Origin of the sequence: Bacillus halotolerans (assembly GCF_004006435.1) — a bacterium.
In the GTDB taxonomy this organism is placed as follows: Bacteria; Bacillota; Bacilli; order Bacillales; family Bacillaceae; genus Bacillus; species Bacillus halotolerans.
Genome location: NZ_CP029364.1, coordinates 1612660 through 1635208 on the forward strand (window position 1 = coordinate 1612660; position 22549 = coordinate 1635208).

Below are 22549 nucleotides of genomic sequence, written 5' to 3' on the forward strand. Positions count from 1 at the left end.
TTGCGTTTTTATTTCAAATTCTCCTCAAGCATGTCAAAGATATCGCCCATCTCATCCATTTCAAGGTCTCCCGCACTGAAGTCGCTCGGTGTGAATTCCTTGTCCTCTTTTTCCGTACAATGGCGGATGATCAGGAGGAGATTTTCTTTAAACCGCTCCATTTGTGCTTCGACCGTTGCTCTTTCATATTCCTTCTCATTGTAGGAGCAAGAAAGGACAAAACGTCCGTTTCGGATCATGCCGCTGAAGCTTAAAGCGTACAGGGCTTCTGATTCTTCGCTCACTTGGCGTCCCATATCGAAAGCGGACGGTTCAAAGAAATCCGTTTTCACTTCACTGTCGAATTGGCCTAAATAGTTAAAGCTGATTTCCGGTGTGAAGCCTTGCGCTTCCGCTTGTTCTGTAAAGTAGCGGAGAATGCCGTATCCGACACCTTTGTCCGGAACGCGGCGCAGGTTTTCTTTGACTGCTTTGATGACCGCTGAGACATCTGTTTCAGACATGTCGAGCACAACAGGATATTGTGCCGTAAACCAGCCAACCGTTCTGGAGATGTTCACATTCGGGATGATGTCTTCCCGTCCGTGCCCCTCAAGATTGATGCCGATTTTGACACCGTCTGTCCATTCTTTCATCGTTAATCCGAGCGCACTGAGGAGAATATCATTGATCTCGGTTCCATATGGCTGATGAACATCTGTTAAGAGATGTTTAGTGTCTTCTTCATTTAATTCGCAGATGACGGATGATGTATGTTTGACAACCCGCTCCTCTGTTTCATCATCCTTCGGTACAGCAGAAACCTCTTCAGCGTCAATTTGCGCCCAGTATTCAGCCTGCTGCAAAAGGTGTGCTGATTGGCTGAATGCCGCCAATTCTTCCGCCCAATCCTTGAAGGAGTTCGTTTTTTGCGGGAAGACGATTTTCTCTTCGTTCTCAGCCTGCACGTAGCCTGATGCAAAGTCCTCAAGTAAAATCCGCCATGATACGCCGTCGACCACGAGATGGTGTACAGCGATGAGCAGATGATCCCCTGCTTCCGTGCGGTACAGCTCCCCTTTCAGAAGCGGACCGTTTTGCAGGTCGAGACTGCTTTGCAGACTGTCAGCGAGAACCTTAATCTGGCTTTTCAGCATATCTTCATCTGAGCCGTACAGATCAACGATTTCGAAGCTGACCTCGCATTCGTCTATCCGTTTATACGCTTGAATGATGTCGCCGTTTTCTTCACGGTAGACCATGCGAAGCGCGTCATGATGCTCAATCAGTGCCTGTAATGTCTTTTCAACCCGTTCAGGATCGAAGCCCTTCGCAGAATGAAGCATGACCGACTGATTCCAGTGGTGTTTGTTCGTGAAATTCTTTTCAAAGAACCAGCGCTGAATCGGCGTCAGGATAACTTCGCCCTCCACCGGGCCTTGGTTTGCCTGTTTGCCTTCGGCACGCTCCACGTATTGTGTCAGTTCTTCAATCGTCGGGTGCTGGAAGAGATCCTTCATTTCCAGCTTCCAGCCGTGCTGGTTCAAGCGGCTCGCCATCTGGATTCCTTTAATAGAATCTCCGCCGAGCGAGAAGAAATTGTCGCCGACACCGACTTCAGAAATACCGAGCACGTCCTGCCAAATGCCGGCAAGCAGCTCTTCCATGTCGGTGGACGGTGCTTTGTATTCTCCGCTTCCTGCTTCGATGTCCGGCTCCGGAAGTGCTTTGCGGTCTACTTTTCCGTTTGCGGTAACCGGAAGCTCGTTTAATGTCACCCAGAACGCCGGGATCATGTAGTCTGGCAGAGTTTCCTTGAGCGCCGACTTCAGCGCTTCTATGTCAGCTGTTTCCGGTGTGACATACGCCGCGATCGCTGTATTGCCGCCTTTATCTTTTACAGCTGTCACTGCCGCATCCTGCACCTCAGAAAGCTGGGCCAGCTGCACTTCAATTTCTGACAGCTCGATTCGGTAGCCGCGGACTTTGACCTGCTGGTCGATCCGGCCGATGTATTCGATGCCGCCGCCCGTCCATTTCACCAAATCGCCTGTTTTGTACATGCGTTCACCCGGCACGAACGGATCGGCGACAAACCGCTTCGCGGTTTCGTCTTCCCTGTTCAGATAGCCGCGCGCCAGTCCGCGTCCCGCCACACAAAGCTCTCCGGCCACGCCTTCCGGCTGAACCTGATGGCTTTCGCTGAGAATGTACACTCTCGTATTGGCGATCGCGCGCCCGATGGAAAGCGAGCCTTCCTCCGGATTGATTTCTGTGCTCGTCGCAACGACAGTGTTTTCGGTCGGCCCGTAGTTGTTGACAATCGTGTACGGCTGCTTAACCGCACGCTTCAGCTTGTCCCCTCCGGTCAAAAGCACGCGGAGTGACGTGTTCTCAAGCTCCATGAACTGTTCCGCCAGCTGAGTCGGCAGGAACGTGATTGTGACGTTATGCGTTTCGAAATAGTCATTCAGGCGGGTGATATCAAGGCGAATCGCTTCATCAATGACATGAAGCTCGGCGCCGATCGTCCAGGTCGGGAACATCTCCCAAATGGAAGCGTCGAACCCGAAGCCCGCGTACTTCGCACTGCGGTCCTCCGCCGTCATGCCGAACGCGTCATGATGCCAGAAGCACAGGTTCACAAGCGCATGGTGCTCGATCATAACACCCTTCGGCTGTCCGGTTGTTCCTGACGTATAAATCATATAAGCAAGGTGATCCGCGGTTGTGTCGGTCTGCGGATTTTCCTCATCGTTTTCATCAAGCGGCAGACTCAGGATCGTGCGGTTGCCGTCAAGAAGAATGACCTCGCCCGTGTAGCTGTCCGGCACTGTGATGCCTTCCTGTTTCAAGAGAAGCGTCGCGCCGCTGTCCTGTAGGATATATTCAATCCGCTGATCCGGATAGTCAGGGTCAATCGGCACAAATGCCGCTCCTGCCTTCAGGACACCGAGCACCGCAGCGGACATTTCAAGCGACGGCTTCGTGAGAATACCCACGCGTTCATCCGCGCCGATGCCGCAGTCGATCAGAATCCGCGCCAGACGGTTTGCCTTCGCATTCAGCTCACCGTACGTCCATGATTGCCCGTTATACGTAACAGCCGGTTGGTCTTTGTGGCGCTGAGCCGTTTCTTCAAACAGCTGATGAACCGTTTTGTCTGTCGGCACAGGCAGTGTTTTCCCTCTCCATGCCTCCAGAAGCGTTTGTTTTTCTGTTTCGTTGACGAGTGACAGGCCGGAAAGCGGCTGGTTTGGATTTTCCGCCACAGCCCGCAATAATCGCAGGACGTATTCGCTCCATTGCTCAGCAGTTTCTCTTGAGAATAAGTCAGTCGCATATTCCAGCTGCAGACCGATGCCGTTTTCGTCAGCGAAACCGCCTAATGTGAGGTCAAACTTGGATGTTCCTTGATGTGCCTCATAAGGTGAAATCGTGAGATCTTGCAGCTCAAGCTGTTCTTTATCAGGGTTTTCTGTCGTAACCATCACGTTAAACAAAGGATTCCGGCTCATATCCCGAGGGAGGTCTAACTGGTTGACCAAGTCTTCAAACGGATACTCCTGATGCTCAAGTGCTGACAGATTTGTCTCCTTCGCTTGCTCCAGAAGCTCTGCAAACGTCTGCTCTTCCCTTGCTTCCATTCTCAGTGCGAGCGTATTGACGAACATCCCCGGCATGTTTTGCACGTCGGCATTCGTGCGGCCTGCTGTAACCGAGCCGATCACGATATCCCGCTGTCCGGAGATTTTGCTTAAAAAGACATGGAAGACGGTGTGAAGCACCATATGCAAAGTCGTTCCCGTTTCTGCTAGCAGTTTCTCAATCGCCTTTGCCGTTCCGCTTTCCGTACGGAAACGGACGGTATCCCCTTCAAAGCTTTGAACAGGCGGTCGGGTGTAATCGAGCGGAAGGTCAAGCTCCGGCAGTTCGCCTGAGAGAACTGAAAGCCAGTATTGCTCATGCTCCTTCATCCGTTCTTTCTGTCCGGCTTCATTTTGCCAAACAGCGAAATCTTTATAATGAAGCTTCGGCTCCGGAAGCTGTTCGCCTTTATAAAGCAGTGCCAATTCTTTAACAAAAATACCTCTTGATACACCATCCGCGATAATATGATGCATATCCAATAGAAGCAGATGTTTTTGGTCTGCGATTCGGAGTAATGCCGCGCGAATGAGCGGAGCGCCGCTTAAGTCGAATGGCCGGATAAATTCTTTAATCTTCTGTTCCGCCTCGCCCTCTTCTGCATCAAACACGTGAAGATCAATTGAAGCCTCCTCAACAATGCGCTGGACAGGCTCTCCGTCTGCTTCCGTAAATGACGTGCGCAATGATTCATGACGGTTTACGAGCTGGTTGAGTGATTCCCGCAGGCGCGAAATATGAAGCTCGCCTTCCATAAGAAGAACCGATGGCATATTATAGCTGATCGTCTGCCGGTCAAGCTGATTGAGCACGTACATCCGTTTCTGCGCGGATGACAATGGATACACATCCTGTTTGTCAGCAGGCTTCAGCATGTGATAGCCGCCTGATGCTGCCGATTCCTCCATATAAGCCGCCAGCTGGCGTACAGTCGGTTGCTCGAACAGCGCTTTAAGCGGCACGGTTTTCTCCAATTCTGCCTGTATATTGGCGATGAGCATCATTCCTTTTAGTGAATGGCCGCCTAAATCGAAGAAGTTGTCATCGATTCCGATCGCTTCAATGCCGAGTGTTTTCTGCCAGATGCGGCAAAGGCTTTCTTCAAGCGCTGTTTCCGGAGCAGCTGACGCTTCATATCCGGATTGCGCTGCGTTCGGCTTCGGCAATGCGTTTCTGTCGGTTTTCCCATTTGCCGTGAGCGGGATAGCGTCCACCTGCACAAAGAAGGCAGGGATCATATGAGACGGCAGTATTTGTGAAAGCTGTTTCCGGAGCTCTGCTTTTTCAATGGCTTGATCCGACGTATAATACGCGCAAAGCTCCTGAAGCCCGCCCTCAGAAACCGCAAGCACAACCGCTTCCTGAACTTCGCTGAGGCTGAGCATGATCGTTTCAATTTCTTTCGGCTCTATGCGGTAGCCGCGGATTTTCACCTGATCATCAGCCCGGCCGATAAATTCAATCGTGCCGTCAGCCAGTCTCCGGACGACATCTCCGGTCTTGTACATCAGGCTGCCCGGCGCATACGGGTTTTCCACAAATTTCTCGGATGTGAGCTGAGGACGGCTGAGATATCCTCTGGCAAGCCCCTGCCCCGTGATATATAGCTGGCCGCTTGCTCCCGAAGGCACAAGCTTCAATGATTCATTTAAGACAAGTGCGCCGGTATTGGCAATCGGCCGTCCGATTGTCGGCCGTTTCGCGAATGTGTCAGGTTCACTCAGGTCAACCCGTCCGGCAATGGCGCCGATCGTTGCTTCGGTCGGACCGTAGTGATTGATAAATTCGGTATGCTGATATACCTTGCTGAAAGCTAAAACATCAGCCGGAATGATCTTTTCTCCTCCCAACACAATCAAGCGCAGGGATTCAAAGTGCGGCTCCTTTGTAAAGCTGGCTGTGTTCACCATCGTATGGAACAGGGACGGTGTCAGCTTGATATACGTGATGCCGTGCTCCTTGATATAACGGCCAATCTGATCGGGCGCCGTATATGTTTCTTTCGGCACAATGTGAAGCTCACCGCCTGCTTGAAGCACAGGGAAAATGCTTGTATACCCCAAGTCGAATGCGTAAGACGAAAGCAAGACAGACTTATCCGTTTCAGCCAGCCCTGCCTCTTTGCTAAACCAAGAAACATAGTTTGTCAGATTGCGATGCTCAATCTGCACACCCTTCGGCTTCCCGGTCGTGCCGGATGTGTAAATGATATATGCAAGATTCTTAGGCCCAGAAATCGGTTCCGGACGCTCCTTGCTTTCGTTCCGCCAATCCGCTTGATCGATGTTGATGACGGTTCCTTGATATTGCCCTATGGCAGTCATATTTCTTTCATTCACGACTGTAAATCTCGCACCGCTGTCTTCTAATGAATAGCGGATTCGTTCCTCAGGCGTATCTGGATCAATCGGAAGGAAAGCTGCTCCCGCCTTCATGACACCAAGAACAGCTGTCATTAGGTCAGCTGAACGATCCATGACGACGGCTACGATGTCTTCACTTCCTGCCCCGTGCGCGCGCAAATGATGCGCCAGCTGGTTCGCCTGTTCATCGAGTTCACGATAGCTCAGCTGGTTTCCGCCAGAAATCACAGCCGGATGATCAGGTGTTTGCTGCACCTGTTTTTCGAAAAGTGACGCAAACGTGTCATTGCCAGAATGAGTGGTTTGTTTTTTCTCTTCAAGCAAAGCTGCCGTTTCAACTGGTGAAAGAATCTCCAAATCAGACAGCCGTACGTTCGGATTAACCGCAGCTGCTTTGATCAAATTGACGAAGTGGCTGCTCCAGCGGCGGATCGTCTCGTCTTTAAACAAGGCAGTTGCGTAGTCAAAGCTTAAACTGATTTCTTCTTCCCGTTCGACAGCTTCCAAGGACAGATCAAATTTCGCCACGTGATGAAGCATGGAATAGGAAGAAATCTTCAAATCTCCTAATTTCAAAGAAGGAATCTCCATGTTCTGCATGTTGAACATGACGCTGAACAGCGGGCTTCGGCTTGTGTCCCTTGTGAGCGGCAGTTTTTCAATCAGTTCCTCAAGCGGATAGCTTTGGTGCTCGAATGCTTGCAGACTGACCGTTTTGACTTCGTCTAGGAATTGTGCAAAGGTTTTATCCCCCGCAGGCGCTGTCCGTAATGCCACCGTGTTGACAAACATACCCGGCACACCTTGCAGATCAGGATGCGTTCTGCCCGCAGTCGGTGAGCCGACGATGATGTCATCCTGTGACGCGTACTTAGAGAGCAGTACATGAAATGCGGCTAAAAGGAACATGTACATTGTTGTGTCTGTTTCTGACAGCAGCGATTTGATTTGAGCTGTGATTTGTTTATCCAGCCCGAACATGACGCGCTCCCCGGAAAAGCTCCGTTCTGCAGGCCGCGGGAAATCCGCCGGAAGATCAAGAACCGGCAGCTCGCCTTTAAACGTATCCAGCCAGTATGCTTCATCCTTTTGATGATCCGCATGTTCTTTTTGCCAGACAGCGTAATCTTTATAGTGAATCTGCGGGAGCTCCAGATCTGCGCCTTGATAGATTTTGGCGAGATCGCCGATGAGAATGCCTGTCGAGCTGCCGTCTGTAATGATATGGTGCATATCAATGAGCAGCAGATGGCGTTCTTCTTCAAGCTGGATAAGCTTCGAACGGACGAGCGGCGCGCGGTTTAACTCAAACGGCTGAATAAACGATTTGATCAGCTCTTCCGCGTCTTCTTCCCGTCCCTTGGCAGCCTCCAGCTGGAACGATATGTTTTTATGAACGGTCTGTACGACTTCTCCGTCTATCATGTCAAACGACGTACGGAGAATTTCGTGCCGGCTGATTAATTGCTGAATCGCATGTTCAAGCCGGTCTTTGTTTACTTCTCCCTCCAGCAAAAGTACAGCAGGGACGTTGTAGCTTGTGCTTGCTTGTCCAAGCTGATTGAGGATGTACATTCTCCGCTGGGCCGGGGAAACAGGATAATGCTGCTGATAAGGTGCTTGCCTGATCGGTTCAAACGTCTGCTCCTCCTTGCTTTCGCTCTCTTCCAAATACAGTGCCAGTTCTTGAATGGTCGGCTTTTCAAAAAGCACTTTAATCGGTACTTCCTTGTGGAAATGCTCTTGAATTTTCGCAGTCATCATCATGGCTTTCAGAGAATGTCCGCCGATCATAAAGAAGTTATCTGTAACGCCTGCTTTAACGCCGAGTATCCCTTCCCAAATCTTCGCTAATTTCTTTTCACTCTCTGTTTTGGGTGCTGCATATTCAGACTGCACAGCGTCTGATTGAGGCGCAGGCAGTTCTTTTTTATTGATTTTTCCGTTTGGCGTGAGCGGCAGGCTGTCCATCTGGATCAAATGGGCAGGAACCATATAGTCAGGCAATGATTGAGACAGCGTTTTTCTCAGCCCGCTCACAGACACTTCGCGATCCGCTGTAAAGTACGCGCAGATTTCATTTTCATCCGCTTTGTTTTTGCGAATGATCACGGCAGCCTCTGTCACATGTTCGGCCATGTTCAATTTGGTTTCGATCTCCCCAAGCTCAATCCGGAACCCGCGCACCTTCACCTGGTTATCAATTCTTCCTAAAAACTCGATATTCCCGTCCGGAAGCCATCTCGCCAAGTCGCCAGTTCGATACATTTTTTCACCCGGTCTGAATGGATCTTCGAGAAATTGCTTCTTCGTCAGCTCTGGGAGGTTGACGTAGCCCCGTGCCACGCCGCTTCCCCCGACACACAGTTCACCGGGCGCGCCGATGGGCTGCAGGCGCTGCTGCTCATCCATGATGTATGCAGTGGAATTTCCGATTGGCTTCCCGATTGGAATTGAACCGCTGTACTCGCGATCAATCAGAAAGCTTGTAGAAAATGTCGTATTTTCTGTCGGGCCGTACCCGTTCCACAGAGAAAGCGACGGCGATGCCTGTTTCACTTTACTTACAATATGCGGCACGAGCGCGTCTCCGCCGATGATTAAATGGCGCAGTGTGCCGAACATGCCGGCATCCTTTGCAGCCAGCTGGTTGAATAATGGCGAGGTCAGCCACATCGTCGTAATTCTCTGTTCACGGAGGAACGCTGAAAACCGTGTCGCGTCAAGCAGTGTCTCTTTTTTCACCGGATAAAGCGCAGCGCCGTTCAGCAGCGCGCCAAAGACCTCAAATGTACCGGCATCAAAGCTGACAGCTCCCGTTTGCGCCATGCGGTCTTCTTCATGAACAGGAACGTATCCTGCATTTTTAACGAGACGCAGAATGCTTTTATGTTCGATCATGACGCCTTTCGGTTTTCCGGTCGAACCTGACGTGTACATGATGTAAGCCAGGTCAGACGGATCGGCGGGCAGATTCAGATTGTCTGCCGTTTCATTCCCTTCAAAGACGCCTTCCAGCGGGAGAACCGGTACTTGCAGCTGATTTGCCTGTTTTGTATATGCCTCTCCAGCTAAAGCGATCCGAATTGAGCTGTCCTCCGCCATGAAACGGAGCCGATCCTCCGGAAGTGCGGGATCAAGCGGCACATATGCGGCGCCTGCTTTTAAAACAGCCAGCATGGCGGCAACAGTGTCTGCCGAACGGTCATTCATAATGGCTGCTGTTTCACCCTTTTGAAGACCTTGCCCGATGAGCTTTCTCGCCAGGCGGTTCGCTGCTTCGTTCAGCTCGCGGTATGTCAGCTCGGCTCCTTCACATACGAGGGCAGTACTTGCCGGTGTCCGCTTTGCTTGTTCTTCAAATACTTGATGAACAGCCATTCCTTCAGGGAGTTCTGATGAAGTGCTGTTAAAGGTCTCCACAATTTGCCGCTGCTCTTCTTCTCCCACAAGCCCGTGCTCACGCACAAAAGCGTCCGGCCGCTCAACAGCGGCTGTCATCATGCGGGTGAGATGTCCTGCTGTCCGTTCAATAAAAGCAGAATCAAATGCAGCGCTGTTATATTTGATTTTGACGGTCCAGGTTTTACCCGGGTAAACAATGAGGTTGAAATCAAAGCTTGTTTGTTCAAATGCGCTCTCAACCTTAATAGAGAACCCGAGCCGGTCTTCCATGCTGCCGTTTTCAAGCTCTTGATCAAGCGGATAATTTTCAAAAGCGACGAGATGGTTCAAAAGACTGCTGTCCAAGGCTGAACGTTTTTGAATCTCGTAAAGCGGCACGTAATCGTAGCGCTCCGCCTCCACCGCATGCTGCTGAACGTCTGTAAAAATATCAGCGAATGTAGACTGCTGATCAACCTTTACACGCACCGGAATGGTATTGATAAAGAGCCCCGCCATTGTTTCAATTCCGTTGATTTCAGACGGCCGTCCCGATACGACCGTGCCGAAGACAACATCATTCGTAAAGTTATATTTGCTGAGGACGATTCCCCAGATCGCCTGAAACAGGTTAGGCCCCGTCACTTGATGGCGGTTCGCCGTTTGCTGAATGCGTGCAACCAGTTCCTCATCCCATGTAAATGAGTATTCTCTGTTCACATACTCGTCTTTTTTCTCCGGCAAGCGGCCCGGGAGCACGCTTGGCTGTTCAAAATCCGCCAAGCGTTCGCTCCAGTAGTCTTCCGCTTCTTCATTATCCTGTTTTCCAAGCCACTTAATATAGTCGGAATATGGCTTACCCTGCCCGTTTGCAGGTGTGCGGCCTGCTCTGAGCGCTTCGTAGTTTTGGAACAGGCTTTTCATCAGCACGCCCATGCTCCAGCCGTCCATCATAATATGGTGATTGCTCCAGACAAGATACAGCTGATCTGCATCAAGGCGGAAAACTGCCACCTTGAACAAAATGTCTTTGGCCAGGTTAAAGCCTTGGCGCTGAACGTCTTGTTTGTAACGCTCGATGTGGTCTTTCTGGCGATCCTCGTCTGCATGACTGATATCTTCATAGTGCACCTTTGTCTTGCGTTCCGCTAACACAACCTGACGCGGCTTTTGCAGCTGCTGGTGCACAAATACCGTACGGAGAATATCGTATGACCGGATCAGTTCATTGACGCTTTTCTCAAAGATTTCTAGATCAAAAACACCTTGAATGCCAAGCTCTAATTGTGTGAAGTAAGAGGAAGAATGCGGATCAAGCATCGCATGATACAGCATTCCTTCCTGCATCGGTGTAAGTGCATACACCTTTTGAATCGATTTTTTGCTCATATGCCACCTCTATTAAAAAATTTCCATTAATTTATCAAGCTCATCCAGCGTCAAATCGTCGTCGCCAAGGTCACTCGGCGTCAGTTCCGTGCCATCTTGAGATAGGCAATGTTCAATGATTCTAAGAAGATGGGCCTTAAAGCTGTCACTGAATGTCTGTATCGTTTTTTCATGAAATTCGAGAGAGTGATAGGCCAGTGACATCGTCAGTTTTCCGTTTTCAATATATCCGACAACATCAAGCGCGTTCGGTTTTTCCGTTTCCGGGCTTAATGACTGTCCTGACGGCAGCTCTGATCTCGTGAATAAACCTGCATCCGACATTTCATCGAACTGACCTAAATAGTTAAAGCTGACATCCGGCTGAATGGAGAACGCCACACCTTCTTTATGCTCCGGCGCCGTCAAATAGCGCAAAATGCCGTAGCCCACTCCCTTATTCGGGATATGTCTGATGTCTTCTTTCATTTGCTTCAGCTGATAAGCCAGATCATCCGCGTGCTTCATATCCAGCACCATCGGGAACATACTCGTAAACCAGCCGACTGTCCGGGAAATGGTCAGGCCTTCTACTATATCTTCACGTCCATGCCCCTCTAAATGAACACTCACTTGCTCCTGACCTGTCCACTCCTTCATCGCCAATCCGAATGCCGTCAGCAAAATATCATTCATTTCTGTATGATAAGCCTCATGCACCTTGGTGGTAAGCTGTTCTGTCTCTTCAGCAGTCAGCGAAAATTCGATTGTCTTTGTATGTTTCATTCGCTGATCACTAGATTCGCGATCCTTCGGAAGCTTCACCGGGACAGTCTGTTCTTCAAGCTGTTTCCAATACTCTTTTTCTTTCAAAAAGGCCTTAGAATTTGCGAAGTCTTGTAATCTCTCCGCATACTCCGCAAACGAATGGGTTTTCTGCGGAAGAACCGGCTCGTTCCCTTGCTCCAGCTGTGTATAAACCGCGGCGAAATCCTCCAGTAAAATCCGCCACGATATACCGTCAACCACTAAGTGGTGAATCACAAGCAGCAAGTGATCTCCGTCTTCTGCTTGGAACAAGCCTGCTTTTAACAAGCCGCCTTCATTCAAATCGATGCTGCTTTGCAGACGCTCCGCTTCTCTCTCTATGCGGTCTTCATGATCTATAGCCTGCCCCTCAAGCTTGGCGATCTCCAAGTGGACAGACACAGCATCAAGCCCTTTATTAAACTGAACGATCTCCCCTTGTTCCTCGCGGTAGACCATGCGCAGCGTGTCATGATGCTCAATCAGTGCCTGCAATGTCTTTTCAACCCGTTCAGGATCGAAGCCCTTCGCAGAATGAAGCATGACCGACTGATTCCAATGGTGTTTGTTCGTGAATTTCTTTTCAAAGAACCAGCGCTGAATCGGCGTCAGGATAACTTCGCCCTCCACCGGGCCTTGGTCTGCCTGTTTGCCTTCGGCACGCTCCACATATTGTGTCAGTTCTTCAATCGTCGGGTGCTGGAAGAGATCCTTCATTTCCAGCTTCCAGCCGTGCTGGTTCAAGCGGCTCGCCATCTGGATTCCTTTAATAGAATCTCCGCCGAGCGAGAAGAAATTGTCACCGACACCGACTTCAGAAATACCGAGCACGTCCTGCCAAATGCCGGCAAGCAGCTCTTCCATGTCAGTGGACGGCGCTTTGTATTCTCCGCCCCCTGCTTCGATGTCCGGCTCCGGCAGCGCTTTGCGGTCTACTTTGCCGTTTGCGGTAACCGGAAGCTCGTTTAATGTCACCCAGAACGCCGGGATCATGTAGTCCGGCAGAGTTTCCTTCAGAGCTGACTTCAGCGCTTCTATGTCAGCTGTTTCCGGTGTGACATACGCCGCGATCGCTGTATTGCCGCCTTTATCTTTTACAGCTGTCACTGCCGCATCCTGCACCTCAGATAGTTGGGCCAGCTGCACTTCAATTTCTGACAGCTCAATTCGGTAGCCGCGGACTTTGACCTGCTGGTCGATACGGCCGATGTATTCAATGCCGCCGTTCGTCCATTTCACCAAATCGCCTGTTTTGTACATGCGTTCACCCGGCACGAACGGATCGGGGACAAACCGCTTCGCGGTTTCGTCTTCCCTGTTCAGATAGCCGCGCGCCAGTCCGCGTCCCGCCACACAAAGCTCTCCGGCCACGCCTTCCGGCTGAACCTGATGGCTTTCGCTGAGAATGTACACTCTCGTATTGGCGATCGCGCGACCGATGGAAAGCGAGCCTTCCTCCGGATGAATTTCTGTGCTTGTGGCAACGACCGTGTTTTCTGTCGGCCCGTAGTTGTTGATGAGCTTGTACGGCTTTTTCACTGCGCGCTTCAGCTTGTCTCCTCCGGTCAAGAGGACGCGAAGTGATGTGTTCTCAAGCTCCATGAACTGTTCCGCCAGCTGTGTCGGCAGGAAAGTGATCGTTACGCCGTTTGTTTCGAAATAATCATTCAGGCGGGTGATATCAAGGCGGATCGCTTCATCAATGACATGAAGCTCGGCGCCGATCGTCCAGGTCGGGAACATCTCCCAAATGGAAGCGTCGAACCCGAAGCCCGCGTACTTCGCACTGCGGTCCTCCGCCGTCATGCCGAACGCGTCATGATGCCAGAAGCACAGGTTCACAAGCGCATGGTGCTCGATCATAACACCCTTCGGCTGTCCGGTCGTTCCTGACGTGTAAATCATATAAGCAAGGTGATCCGCGGTTGTGTCGGTCTGCGGATTCTCCTCATCGTTTTCGTCAAGCGGCAGACTCAGGATTGTGCGGTTGCCGTCAAGAAGAATGACCTCGCCCGTGTAGCTGTCCGGCACTGAGATGCCTTCCTGTTTCAAGAGAAGCGTCGCGCCGCTGTCCTGTAGGATATATTCAATCCGCTGATCCGGATAGTCAGGGTCAATCGGCACAAATGCCGCTCCTGCCTTCAGGACACCGAGCACCGCAGCTGACATTTCAAGCGACGGCTTTGTGAGAATGCCGACGCGCTCATCCGCGCTAATGCCGCAGTCAATCAAAATCCGCGCCAGACGGTTCGCCTTCGCATTCAGCTCACCGTACGTCCATGACTGCCCGTTATACGTAACAGCCGGTTGGTCTTTGTGGCGCTGAGCCGTTTCTTCAAACAGCTGATGAACCGTTTTGTCTGTCGGCACAGGCAGTGTTTTTCCTTTCCATGCCTCCAAAAGTGTTTGTTTTTCTGTTTCGTTGACGAGTGACAGGCTGGAAAGCGGCTGGTTTGGATTTTCTGTTACTGCTCCTAAAAGCTGAATCCAGTATTGCTTCCATCGTTCAATCGTTTCCGTTGTAAACAGCGCCGTATTGTATTCAAGAACAAATGTGAGCCCTTCGCCGGTTTCGTCAGCTGTCAGCGTGATATCAAACTTGGCCGTTTTCCGCTCAAACGGATGCGGTTCAAGCTCGACCCCTTTCATCGTTAAATCTTTAATGTTCGCATTTTGCATAGAAAATACTGCGTCAAATAAAGGGTTTCTGCTTGTGTCACGGTGAACCTGAACTTTTCCGATCAGTTCCTCAAGCGGGTAATCCTGCGCTTCAAATGCGCTAAGTGCTGTTTCTTTCACTTCGCCAAGATAATCCGCAAACGTCTTATCGCCCTTCGGATACGTGCGCAGCGCCAGCGTATTGACAAACATGCCGATGACGCGGCTGATGTCTGCTTGAGAGCGTCCGGCTACCGGCGAGCCAACAATGATATCGTTTTGCCCGCTCAATTTTGATAAAAACGCACTGTAAGATGCCAGAAGAACCATATACAATGTGGAATCCGTTTCCTTCGCAAGCTTGCGAAGAGCATCTGCTTTTCTTGCATCTAATGAAAATGCAATCCGGTCTCCCTCAAACGTTTGAACCGCAGGACGGCTGTAATCAGTTGGAAGAGTCAGCACCGGCAGCTCTCCTTCAAGCTCCTTCAGCCAATGCTCCTCTTGCTTCCGGTAAAGCTCGGACTGAATAAACTGCTGCTGCCACACGGCATAATCCTTATATTGAATATGAAGCGGCTCAAGGCTTTCTCCGTCGTACAGCTTCGAGAGTTCATCAATCAGCACGCCGACAGACGCTCCGTCAGAAATAATATGGTGCATATCAAACAGCAGCAGATGCTCAGTTTCTGAAAGCTTGATCAGCCCCATTCTGAACAGCGGCAGCCGGTCAAGTGTGAACGGACGGATAAACTCAGAAACGAGCCGCTCGGTCTCTTCTTCTGGAGCTTCGAAATATGCCATATCAAACGCTGCTTCATCCCAGATTCGCTGCACCGTTTCTCCGTCTTTTATTTCAAAGGTTGTTCTGAAGGCTTCATGGCGCTCCATTAACTGATTCATTACGCATTTGAGCCTTTCAGCATCCAAATGACCCTTCAGGCGCAGAACCGATGGCATGTTGTAGCTTGTGTCCGCTCCTTCAAGCTGCTGGAGCACGTACATCCGTTTTTGCGGAGAAGAAACAGGATAAGTCTCTTGTTTCTTTGCCGGTCTGATACTGATCGCTGTTCCTTTTTCAGCGGCGGCAATAGCCTGCGCTAAGCTTTCAACGGTCGGTGATTGGAAAAGATCCTTCAGAGAAAGCTCGGCGCCCAGTTCCTGATGAATCAAGGCAAGCATCTTCATGCCCGCTAACGAGTGTCCGCCGATATCAAAGAATTGGTCATAGATGCCGATCTGTTCAACCTGAAGCACCTGTGCCCAAATGTCTGCCACTTTTTGTTCTATTTCATTGCGCGGCGCAACATATGAAACACCATTTGAGATGTTGGCGTCAGGAAGCGGAAGCGCCCGACGGTCGATTTTTCCGTTTCCGGTCAGAGGCAGCTCATCCATTTGGATAAATACCGCAGGAATCATGTAAGCCGGCAGATCCTTTGCCGTATGCTCTCTCAGCTCTTGCGCTGTAATTTCACCCTGTCCGACAAAATACGCGCAAAGCAGTTTGTCTCCCGCACCTTGATCGACGGCAAGCACAACGCTCTCCTGCACACGATCGTGGCTTTGCAGCTGGTGCTCAATTTCTCCGAGCTCAATGCGCTGTCCTCGGATTTTCACCTGGTGGTCGATCCTTCCGATAAATTCGATATCGCCATTCGGCAGCCATCTTGCCAAGTCACCTGTTTTATACATGCGTTCGCCTTTTTTAAACGGATGCGGCACAAATTTCTCCTCAGTCAGTTCAGGTCGGTTGTAATAGCCTTTCACGAGGCCCTCCCCGCTGACACACAGTTCTCCGGCGATGCCGGCAGGCTGAACATGTCCCGCGCGGTCAAGAATGTATACTTCCGTATTGCTGACCGGTTTTCCAATCGGAACGGACATCGTGTGCTCATCCAATTCATCAACCGGATGATACGTCGCGAAAACCGTGCTTTCAGATGGGCCGTACATGTGAAGCAGCTTGCCTTTTCCAACGGTCTGCAGCGCTTTTTTCACATGATCTACAGAAGCCCGTTCTCCTCCAAACATAATCTTGCGCAAAGTCGACAAGCATGTCGGATTCAAGTCCACAAGAAGGTGGAACAGAGCTGTCGTGATCATGAGAATGCTGATGTTCTCCCGCTCAATGACACGAGAAAGACGAGCCATGTCCAGAACTGTTTCTTTCGGAACGATGACAAGCTTCGCGCCGTTTAAAAGAGAACCGAACACATCAAACATAAATGCGTCAAATACATAGTTTGAGAGGCCGAGTATCGTATCCTGTTCCGTAATGCTGAGATAATTCGTCTGCTTAACCGTGCGCATAATATTGGCATGTGTCACGATATTCCCCTTTGGCGTTCCTGTCGTTCCGGATGTATACGTCAGGTTGGCCATAGCCGCCGAATCAAACGGCAGAGCGAGGTTTTGCGCATCGTCGTGATAGCTATCATCCTCATCAGCGAGCGCGATGACGCCTTCGAATTCCGCTTTTTCCGCTAACGCCTTTAATTTCTTCTGGGTGAGAAGCACTTTCGCTCCGCTGTCTTGGAAGAAATGCTGCATCCGCTGAATCGGGTGTTCCGGATCAATCGGTACATAAGCCGAACCGGATTTTAATACCGCCAGGATTGACACAATCATATCCATTGACCGTTCACATAGGACGGCCGCTGTCCTGCTTTCGCCTGCTCCCATTGAAAGAATGCCGCGCGCTAAACGGTTGGCCCGTTCATTCAGCTCACGATATGTGAGCGATTGTCCTTCATATTGAAGTGCCGGACGATCCGGCGTTTTGGCAGCCTGCTCCTCAAACAGCTGAACAATCGTTTTGTCTTTCGGATAAGGCGTTCTTTCCGGGTTAAACTGCTGAACTTGTGAAGTGGCTTCCTCTTTAGATAGAAGATTGTATTCAGAAATCTGTTTCTCAGGCTCAGCCGCTACATCTTCAAGCAACCGCGCAAAATGCGTGAGCAGCCTGTCTGCCGTGCTTCGTTTAAACAGTTTGGTGCTGTAGTCTAAATCAAGATCAATGCCTTGGTCCGTTTCTCTTGCCTGAACCGTTACATCAAATTTGGCAATGTTGAAATTGGTCTCATGAATCGACAATGTCAAATCACCGACAGCCGGAATGCCCGCCGTTGCGTTTTGGAGACTGAACATCGTGTCAAACAATGGATGCCTGCTGATATCACGCGGTATATTCAGGTCTTCAACAAGCCATTCAAATGGATAATCCTGATGAGAAAAAGCATTCAGGACCTGCTGGCGCACACGTGTGAGCAGGCTGTTAAAGGTCTCATCCTGCTTCACCTCGCTGCGAATCGCGAGCGTATTGACGAACATGCCGACAATGCCCTCTGTATCAGAATGATGTCTGCCCGCTGAAGGAGTGCCGACAATGATGTCATCCTGCCCGGTATATTTAGACAGGAGCGTATAGTAGGCTGACAGCATGACCATATAAAGTGTGGCTCCATTTTTTTCAGCTAAACGATACAGGCGATTCTTTAACTCCGCATCCAGCTTGATGGAAACCCGGTCTCCTTCAAAGCTTTGGACAGGCGGTCTCGGATAATCGGATAGAAGCTGAAGCACTGGAAGCTCACCCGCAAAGGCTTCCTTCCAATACGCCTGATCCTCCTGGTATCCTTCAGCAGCCTGCGCGCTTTGCCAGACGGCGTAATCTTTATACTGAAGACGGAGCTCAGGAAGCTGTTCACCGCGGTAAATCTGTGCCAGTTCCTCCAAAATAATGCCGATGGAAACACCGTCAGAAATCAAATGGTGCATATCAAACAGAAGCATATGACGGTTTTCTTCAAGCTCCATCAATCCGATTCTCAACAGCGGCGCTTTCGATAAGTCAAACCGGCGGACAAAAGAAGTCATAACCTCCTCATTTGAGCGGCCGCTTCTTTCAATCATCTCGATGTTGAACTGAACACTGTCATGAATTTGCTGTCTCGGCGTACTGCCTTCAAGCACAAATGACGTCCTCAGCGACTCGTGGCGGCTGATTAATCCGTCAAATGCGCGTTCCAGTTTTAGAATGTCTAAAGGCCCCTCTAAAATAGCTGCCGCCGGCATGTTATATCCGACTCCCGCATCTTCGAATTGGCTGACAATATACGTCCGCTGCTGCGCCAAAGAAAGCGGGTAATGTTCCTGTTTTTCAGCTGGCTCAATTGCCGCAAACGTCCTGCCTTCTTTACACTCGGCCGCCTCAGCAAGAGCGGCGATGGTCGGATGCTCAAACACATATTGCAGCGGGATGTCAGCGCCCGTCTCCTTATGAATCTTTGTTAAAAGCGTCATGGCCTTCAATGAATGACCGCCCGTTTCAAAGAAATTGTCAAAGACCCCGGCTTTCTCAACGTTCAGCACATCCTGCCAAATCTCAGCGATTGCTTTTTCCATTTCGTTTCGAGGTGCGGTATAAGCTGTTCCGCTTACCGCTTTTACCTCAAGCGCAAACAGCTTGCGGCGGTCAACTTTACCGCTTGGTGTGAGCGGGATTTCTGTGATTTCTGTGATGTAAGCCGGCACCATATAGTCAGGAAGCTGTTTTGCCGCGTGTTCCCGCAAACGTGCTGGAGCAAATTCGCTTCCCCCCTTTTGCACAACATACGCACAAACCTCAAGATTCCCTTGGTCGTCAGGCCTCGCCAAGACGACAGCTTTGGCAACATCAGGCGCCTGCTGAAGCACGGCTTCAATTTCTCCAAGCTCAATGCGGTATCCGCGAACTTTGACCTGATCATCTTCTCTTCCTAAATATTCGATCGTTCCATCTGGAAGCCAGCGCACCACATCTCCGGTACGATACATGCTGTCACCGGGCACAAACGGGTCTTGTGAAAATTTCTCAGCTGTCAATTCCGGAAGGTTTAAGTAGCCTCGTCCTACACCGTCACCCGCGATATAAAGCTCGCCCGCCACGCCTTCCGGCTGCAGACGGCCTTTTGGATCCAAAATATACAAGCGGTTATTCCCAAGTGCTTTACCGATTGGCACATACGCTGATTGAACTGAACTGTCCGGGTGGACCGGATGAACGGAAGCATCCACACACGTTTCAGTCGGCCCGTACACATTGGTCAAACGAGGAACGGCACCCGCTTCTTTGAACAATGTCAGAAGCTTGTCCGCCACAACAGAAGAAAGACCTTCCCCGCCAATCAGTAAGTGTTTGAGCTTAAGACCAGTCAAATCTCCCGCAGCAATCAGCATTTGCAGATGGGCCGGTGTTCCGTCCGTCGCCTCAATCCCGTATCTGCGGTAATACTCAGCAAGAGCAGCGCCATTCGTCACCGTGTTCTTCGGTACAATATAAAGGGTCTGTCCCAAAAGGAGCGACGCGAAAATCTGTTTCACTGACGCATCAAAGTGGAACGGCGCAAGCAATGCCATCCGCAGGGTCTGGCTCTCACTCTGATAAATGGTCTGCTGCAGAGATTCAACCAAATGATGAACCTGGCGATGCTCGATCATCACTCCTTTTGGACGTCCGGTTGTTCCCGACGTATAAATAATGTAGGCAAGATCACCAGCGTTCAGATTGACATCCGAAATAGCATCTGTACCGCCTGCAATCGCCTGATCAAAGTCAATAAGCTCAGCAGATGCACTTGGAGACGCAACCTTCGATTCAGTCAAGACGAAATCCGCACCGCAGTCCTCCAAAATAAATTGGATGCGCTCTGCCGGAAACTCGGGGTCAATCGGCACATAGGCTCCGCCGGCTTTTAAAATCCCCATAATGGCCGTGATCATTCGTTCAGAGCGTTCGAGCAAAACGGCAACCGGGCTGTCTGCACGGACACCCTTCTCTTTCAGCACACTGGCAATGCGTGATGATTGTTCATGTAACGTTCGATAGGACAATGCTCGATTTTCAAACACAACCGCAGGCTGATCAGCAAGCGATTCAGCCTTTTCTTGAAACAGCGCCGGAATCGTCATGTTCTTGCGGTAATTGACCGGTTCACCGCCAGCCCGCAATAGCAGCCGCTCTTTCTCCGTCTCAGAAATCAGCGTCAATTCATCAATCGTATGATTCGGGTGCGTAAGTGCGTTTTCAAGCAATGTCATCATGCGTTCACAAACAATTTTGATTTCTTCGCGCGTCATTAAATCAGTACGGTAGTCAAAGTCAATTGTAAGTTTCCCAGTATCCCATCGATCCTTCACATGAATCGAAACATCATTTAATCCGCTTCCGCTGAAAATGGGCTCAGTCAAAAAGGCAAGATTTTCTTCTTTCTGCCACTGCATCACCTGATACTCAAGAGAAACCGTAAACAGCTTTGTCACAGAGCTTTTTGTTTCACGAAGATCATTGATGAGAAGATTATACGGGTACTTTTGATGGCGAAGAGTTTTCATTAAATCCTTCATCCGGTCTTTAACAAAATCAAAAAACGCCTGTCCGCCGTCAATGTTTGCCCGAAGCGGAACCGTAGAAACAAACATGCCGAGCATCTGCTTCTCTTTCGCATTTGTCCGGTTGCCCATAAATGTACCAGTTACCACATCATTCTGCCCGCTGACTCTGTACAAGTAGGCGGCAAGCACCGATTGAAATACCGATAAAACGCTGACCTTGTGCTCCTCACAAAAGGATAAAATTTGCTGATGCAGCGCCTCAGGCACATCTTGAGAGAATCTCTCAGCATCTAAACTTCCGCCTGCAGGAGCATTCCGTTTCAGGGAAACGAGTTCAGGCACCGTTTCGAATTGCTTGTTCCAGAACGCTTTATCTTTTTCAAACCGCTTCGATTGAGCATAGTCCTGTTCAGACAAAACATGATCGATAAATGAATGCGAGATTCCTTTTTTTGTTTCTGATCCGCCTGCTAATTCCAAGTAAATGTGCATAATGGCGTTTCCGAGGATGTTCATGGAGATCCCGTCAGAAATCACATGATGAACATTTGCGTAAAACCATACTTCATTTTCTTTGATGGTAAACAGGGAAAAACGGAATAAATCACAATCGTACAGAGGCAGAGGTTTTTTCGTTTCCTCCCGGCCCCATTGTGAAATAGATTCTATCGCATTCGGATCTCCGGTGGTGTCAGTATGTTTTATATCAACAGGCCGATACTCGCTTATATATTGAACGGGCTTTCCATTTTCATCGAGACGCAAACGAAGGCGCATTGCGTCATTTCTGCGGACAAACTCTTGAATCGCTTGCTCCACAAGCTTCCAGTCAATTTTTTCAGTTGAAACCAGCTTACCAATCCCCGCAAGATTTGAAATACTCGTATGAGGATAAAATTTTTCTGTATACCAAATTCGTTTTTGAGCATCCGTTAAAGGATAAAAAGTTATTTCCATATTATCTTACCTCCCCTAATCTTCAATAATCTGTAACATGTGCAGGATTATTTCTATTTCGTATCCTTTGACAGCTTTTGAATCTAATGAACTAACTGCTCAAAAAGCCAAAAGTACCACTCCTCAAAAGCGTTGCATCTAAACAAAAAACACAAAGCGACCTAAAAATAGCCAGCCGTAAGCATTGATTGCGGTGTCAGGCACAGGCAGATAAAGACCGCAAGCCCTCTTGCCCTAAAGTGAAACATTTTTGCCTATTTCTTCATTGTTTTCAATATTTTTAACCTTTCTAACGTTCACTTTAAATGAAAAAAATGTTTTTATCACCGAAAAATGGGTGAAAAGTTTCATGCGGGATACCGAAAAGATTCCAGTTTATTAACTGGGAAATTATTGCGGGATACCGCAATAATTTCCACTAAACATTATTTACAGAAAAATAAAAATTTTTAAAATGCTATCTCACGCTATTTCCCATTTATTGTTGAAAGCCATTTACAATCTTTACATCCCATATGTTTACCGCGCAAAAACCGAAAAACAGGCAAAAAAAAAGACACCCTTAGCCAAGAGCGCCTTACAACGATTCCTTAATGACATTTTTGTCGATATCAATCAATTCCATATAGCCTTTCCCCCACTCATACATGGCATCAAGAATAGGCATCAGGCTTTCTCCTTGCGGGGTCAAGGAATATTCAACCTTCGGCGGGACAACCGGATACACTTCCCTGTGAACAATCATATCCTGCTCAAGCTCTCTCAGCTGATTCACGAGGATCTTCTGCGTAATATCAGGAATCAAAGCTTTCAATTCATTAAAACGTTTTGTGCCTTCTTTTCCTAAATGCCACAAAATGAGCATTTTCCATTTGCCGCCGATCACCGCAAGCGTTAATTCCTTCTCACAATTAAACCTTTTGTCGTCCATCCGGCTCAAAAGAAATCCCCCCTTAGTATCCTTTTTGTATGTTAGATACGTATCATCACTTACTTACTTTTTGGCAGAC

Annotated in this window: 3 protein-coding genes; all 3 read right to left on the reverse strand. The window is 49.5% G+C overall.

Going from position 1 to position 22549, the window contains the following annotated elements; translation table 11 throughout:
- Positions 1–8: 8 nt before the first annotated feature.
- The 3 genes from srfAB to hxlR all read right to left on the reverse strand — a co-directional run bounded on the left by srfAB (position 9) and on the right by hxlR (position 22479).
- On the reverse strand, positions 9–10763 hold the full coding sequence (srfAB, locus tag DIC78_RS22155; protein ID WP_127695996.1) for a surfactin non-ribosomal peptide synthetase SrfAB: 10755 nt from the start codon (positions 10761–10763) through the stop codon (positions 9–11).
- 12 nt (positions 10764–10775) lie between these two features.
- Positions 10776–21539, reverse strand: coding sequence for a surfactin non-ribosomal peptide synthetase SrfAA (srfAA, locus tag DIC78_RS08220; protein WP_127695998.1), 10764 nt, complete (start codon positions 21537–21539; stop codon positions 10776–10778).
- 577 nt (positions 21540–22116) lie between these two features.
- Positions 22117–22479, reverse strand: a complete 363-nt coding sequence (hxlR, locus tag DIC78_RS08225; protein ID WP_003241118.1) for a transcriptional activator HxlR — start codon at positions 22477–22479, stop codon at positions 22117–22119.
- Between the last annotated feature and the right edge of the window lie 70 nt (positions 22480–22549).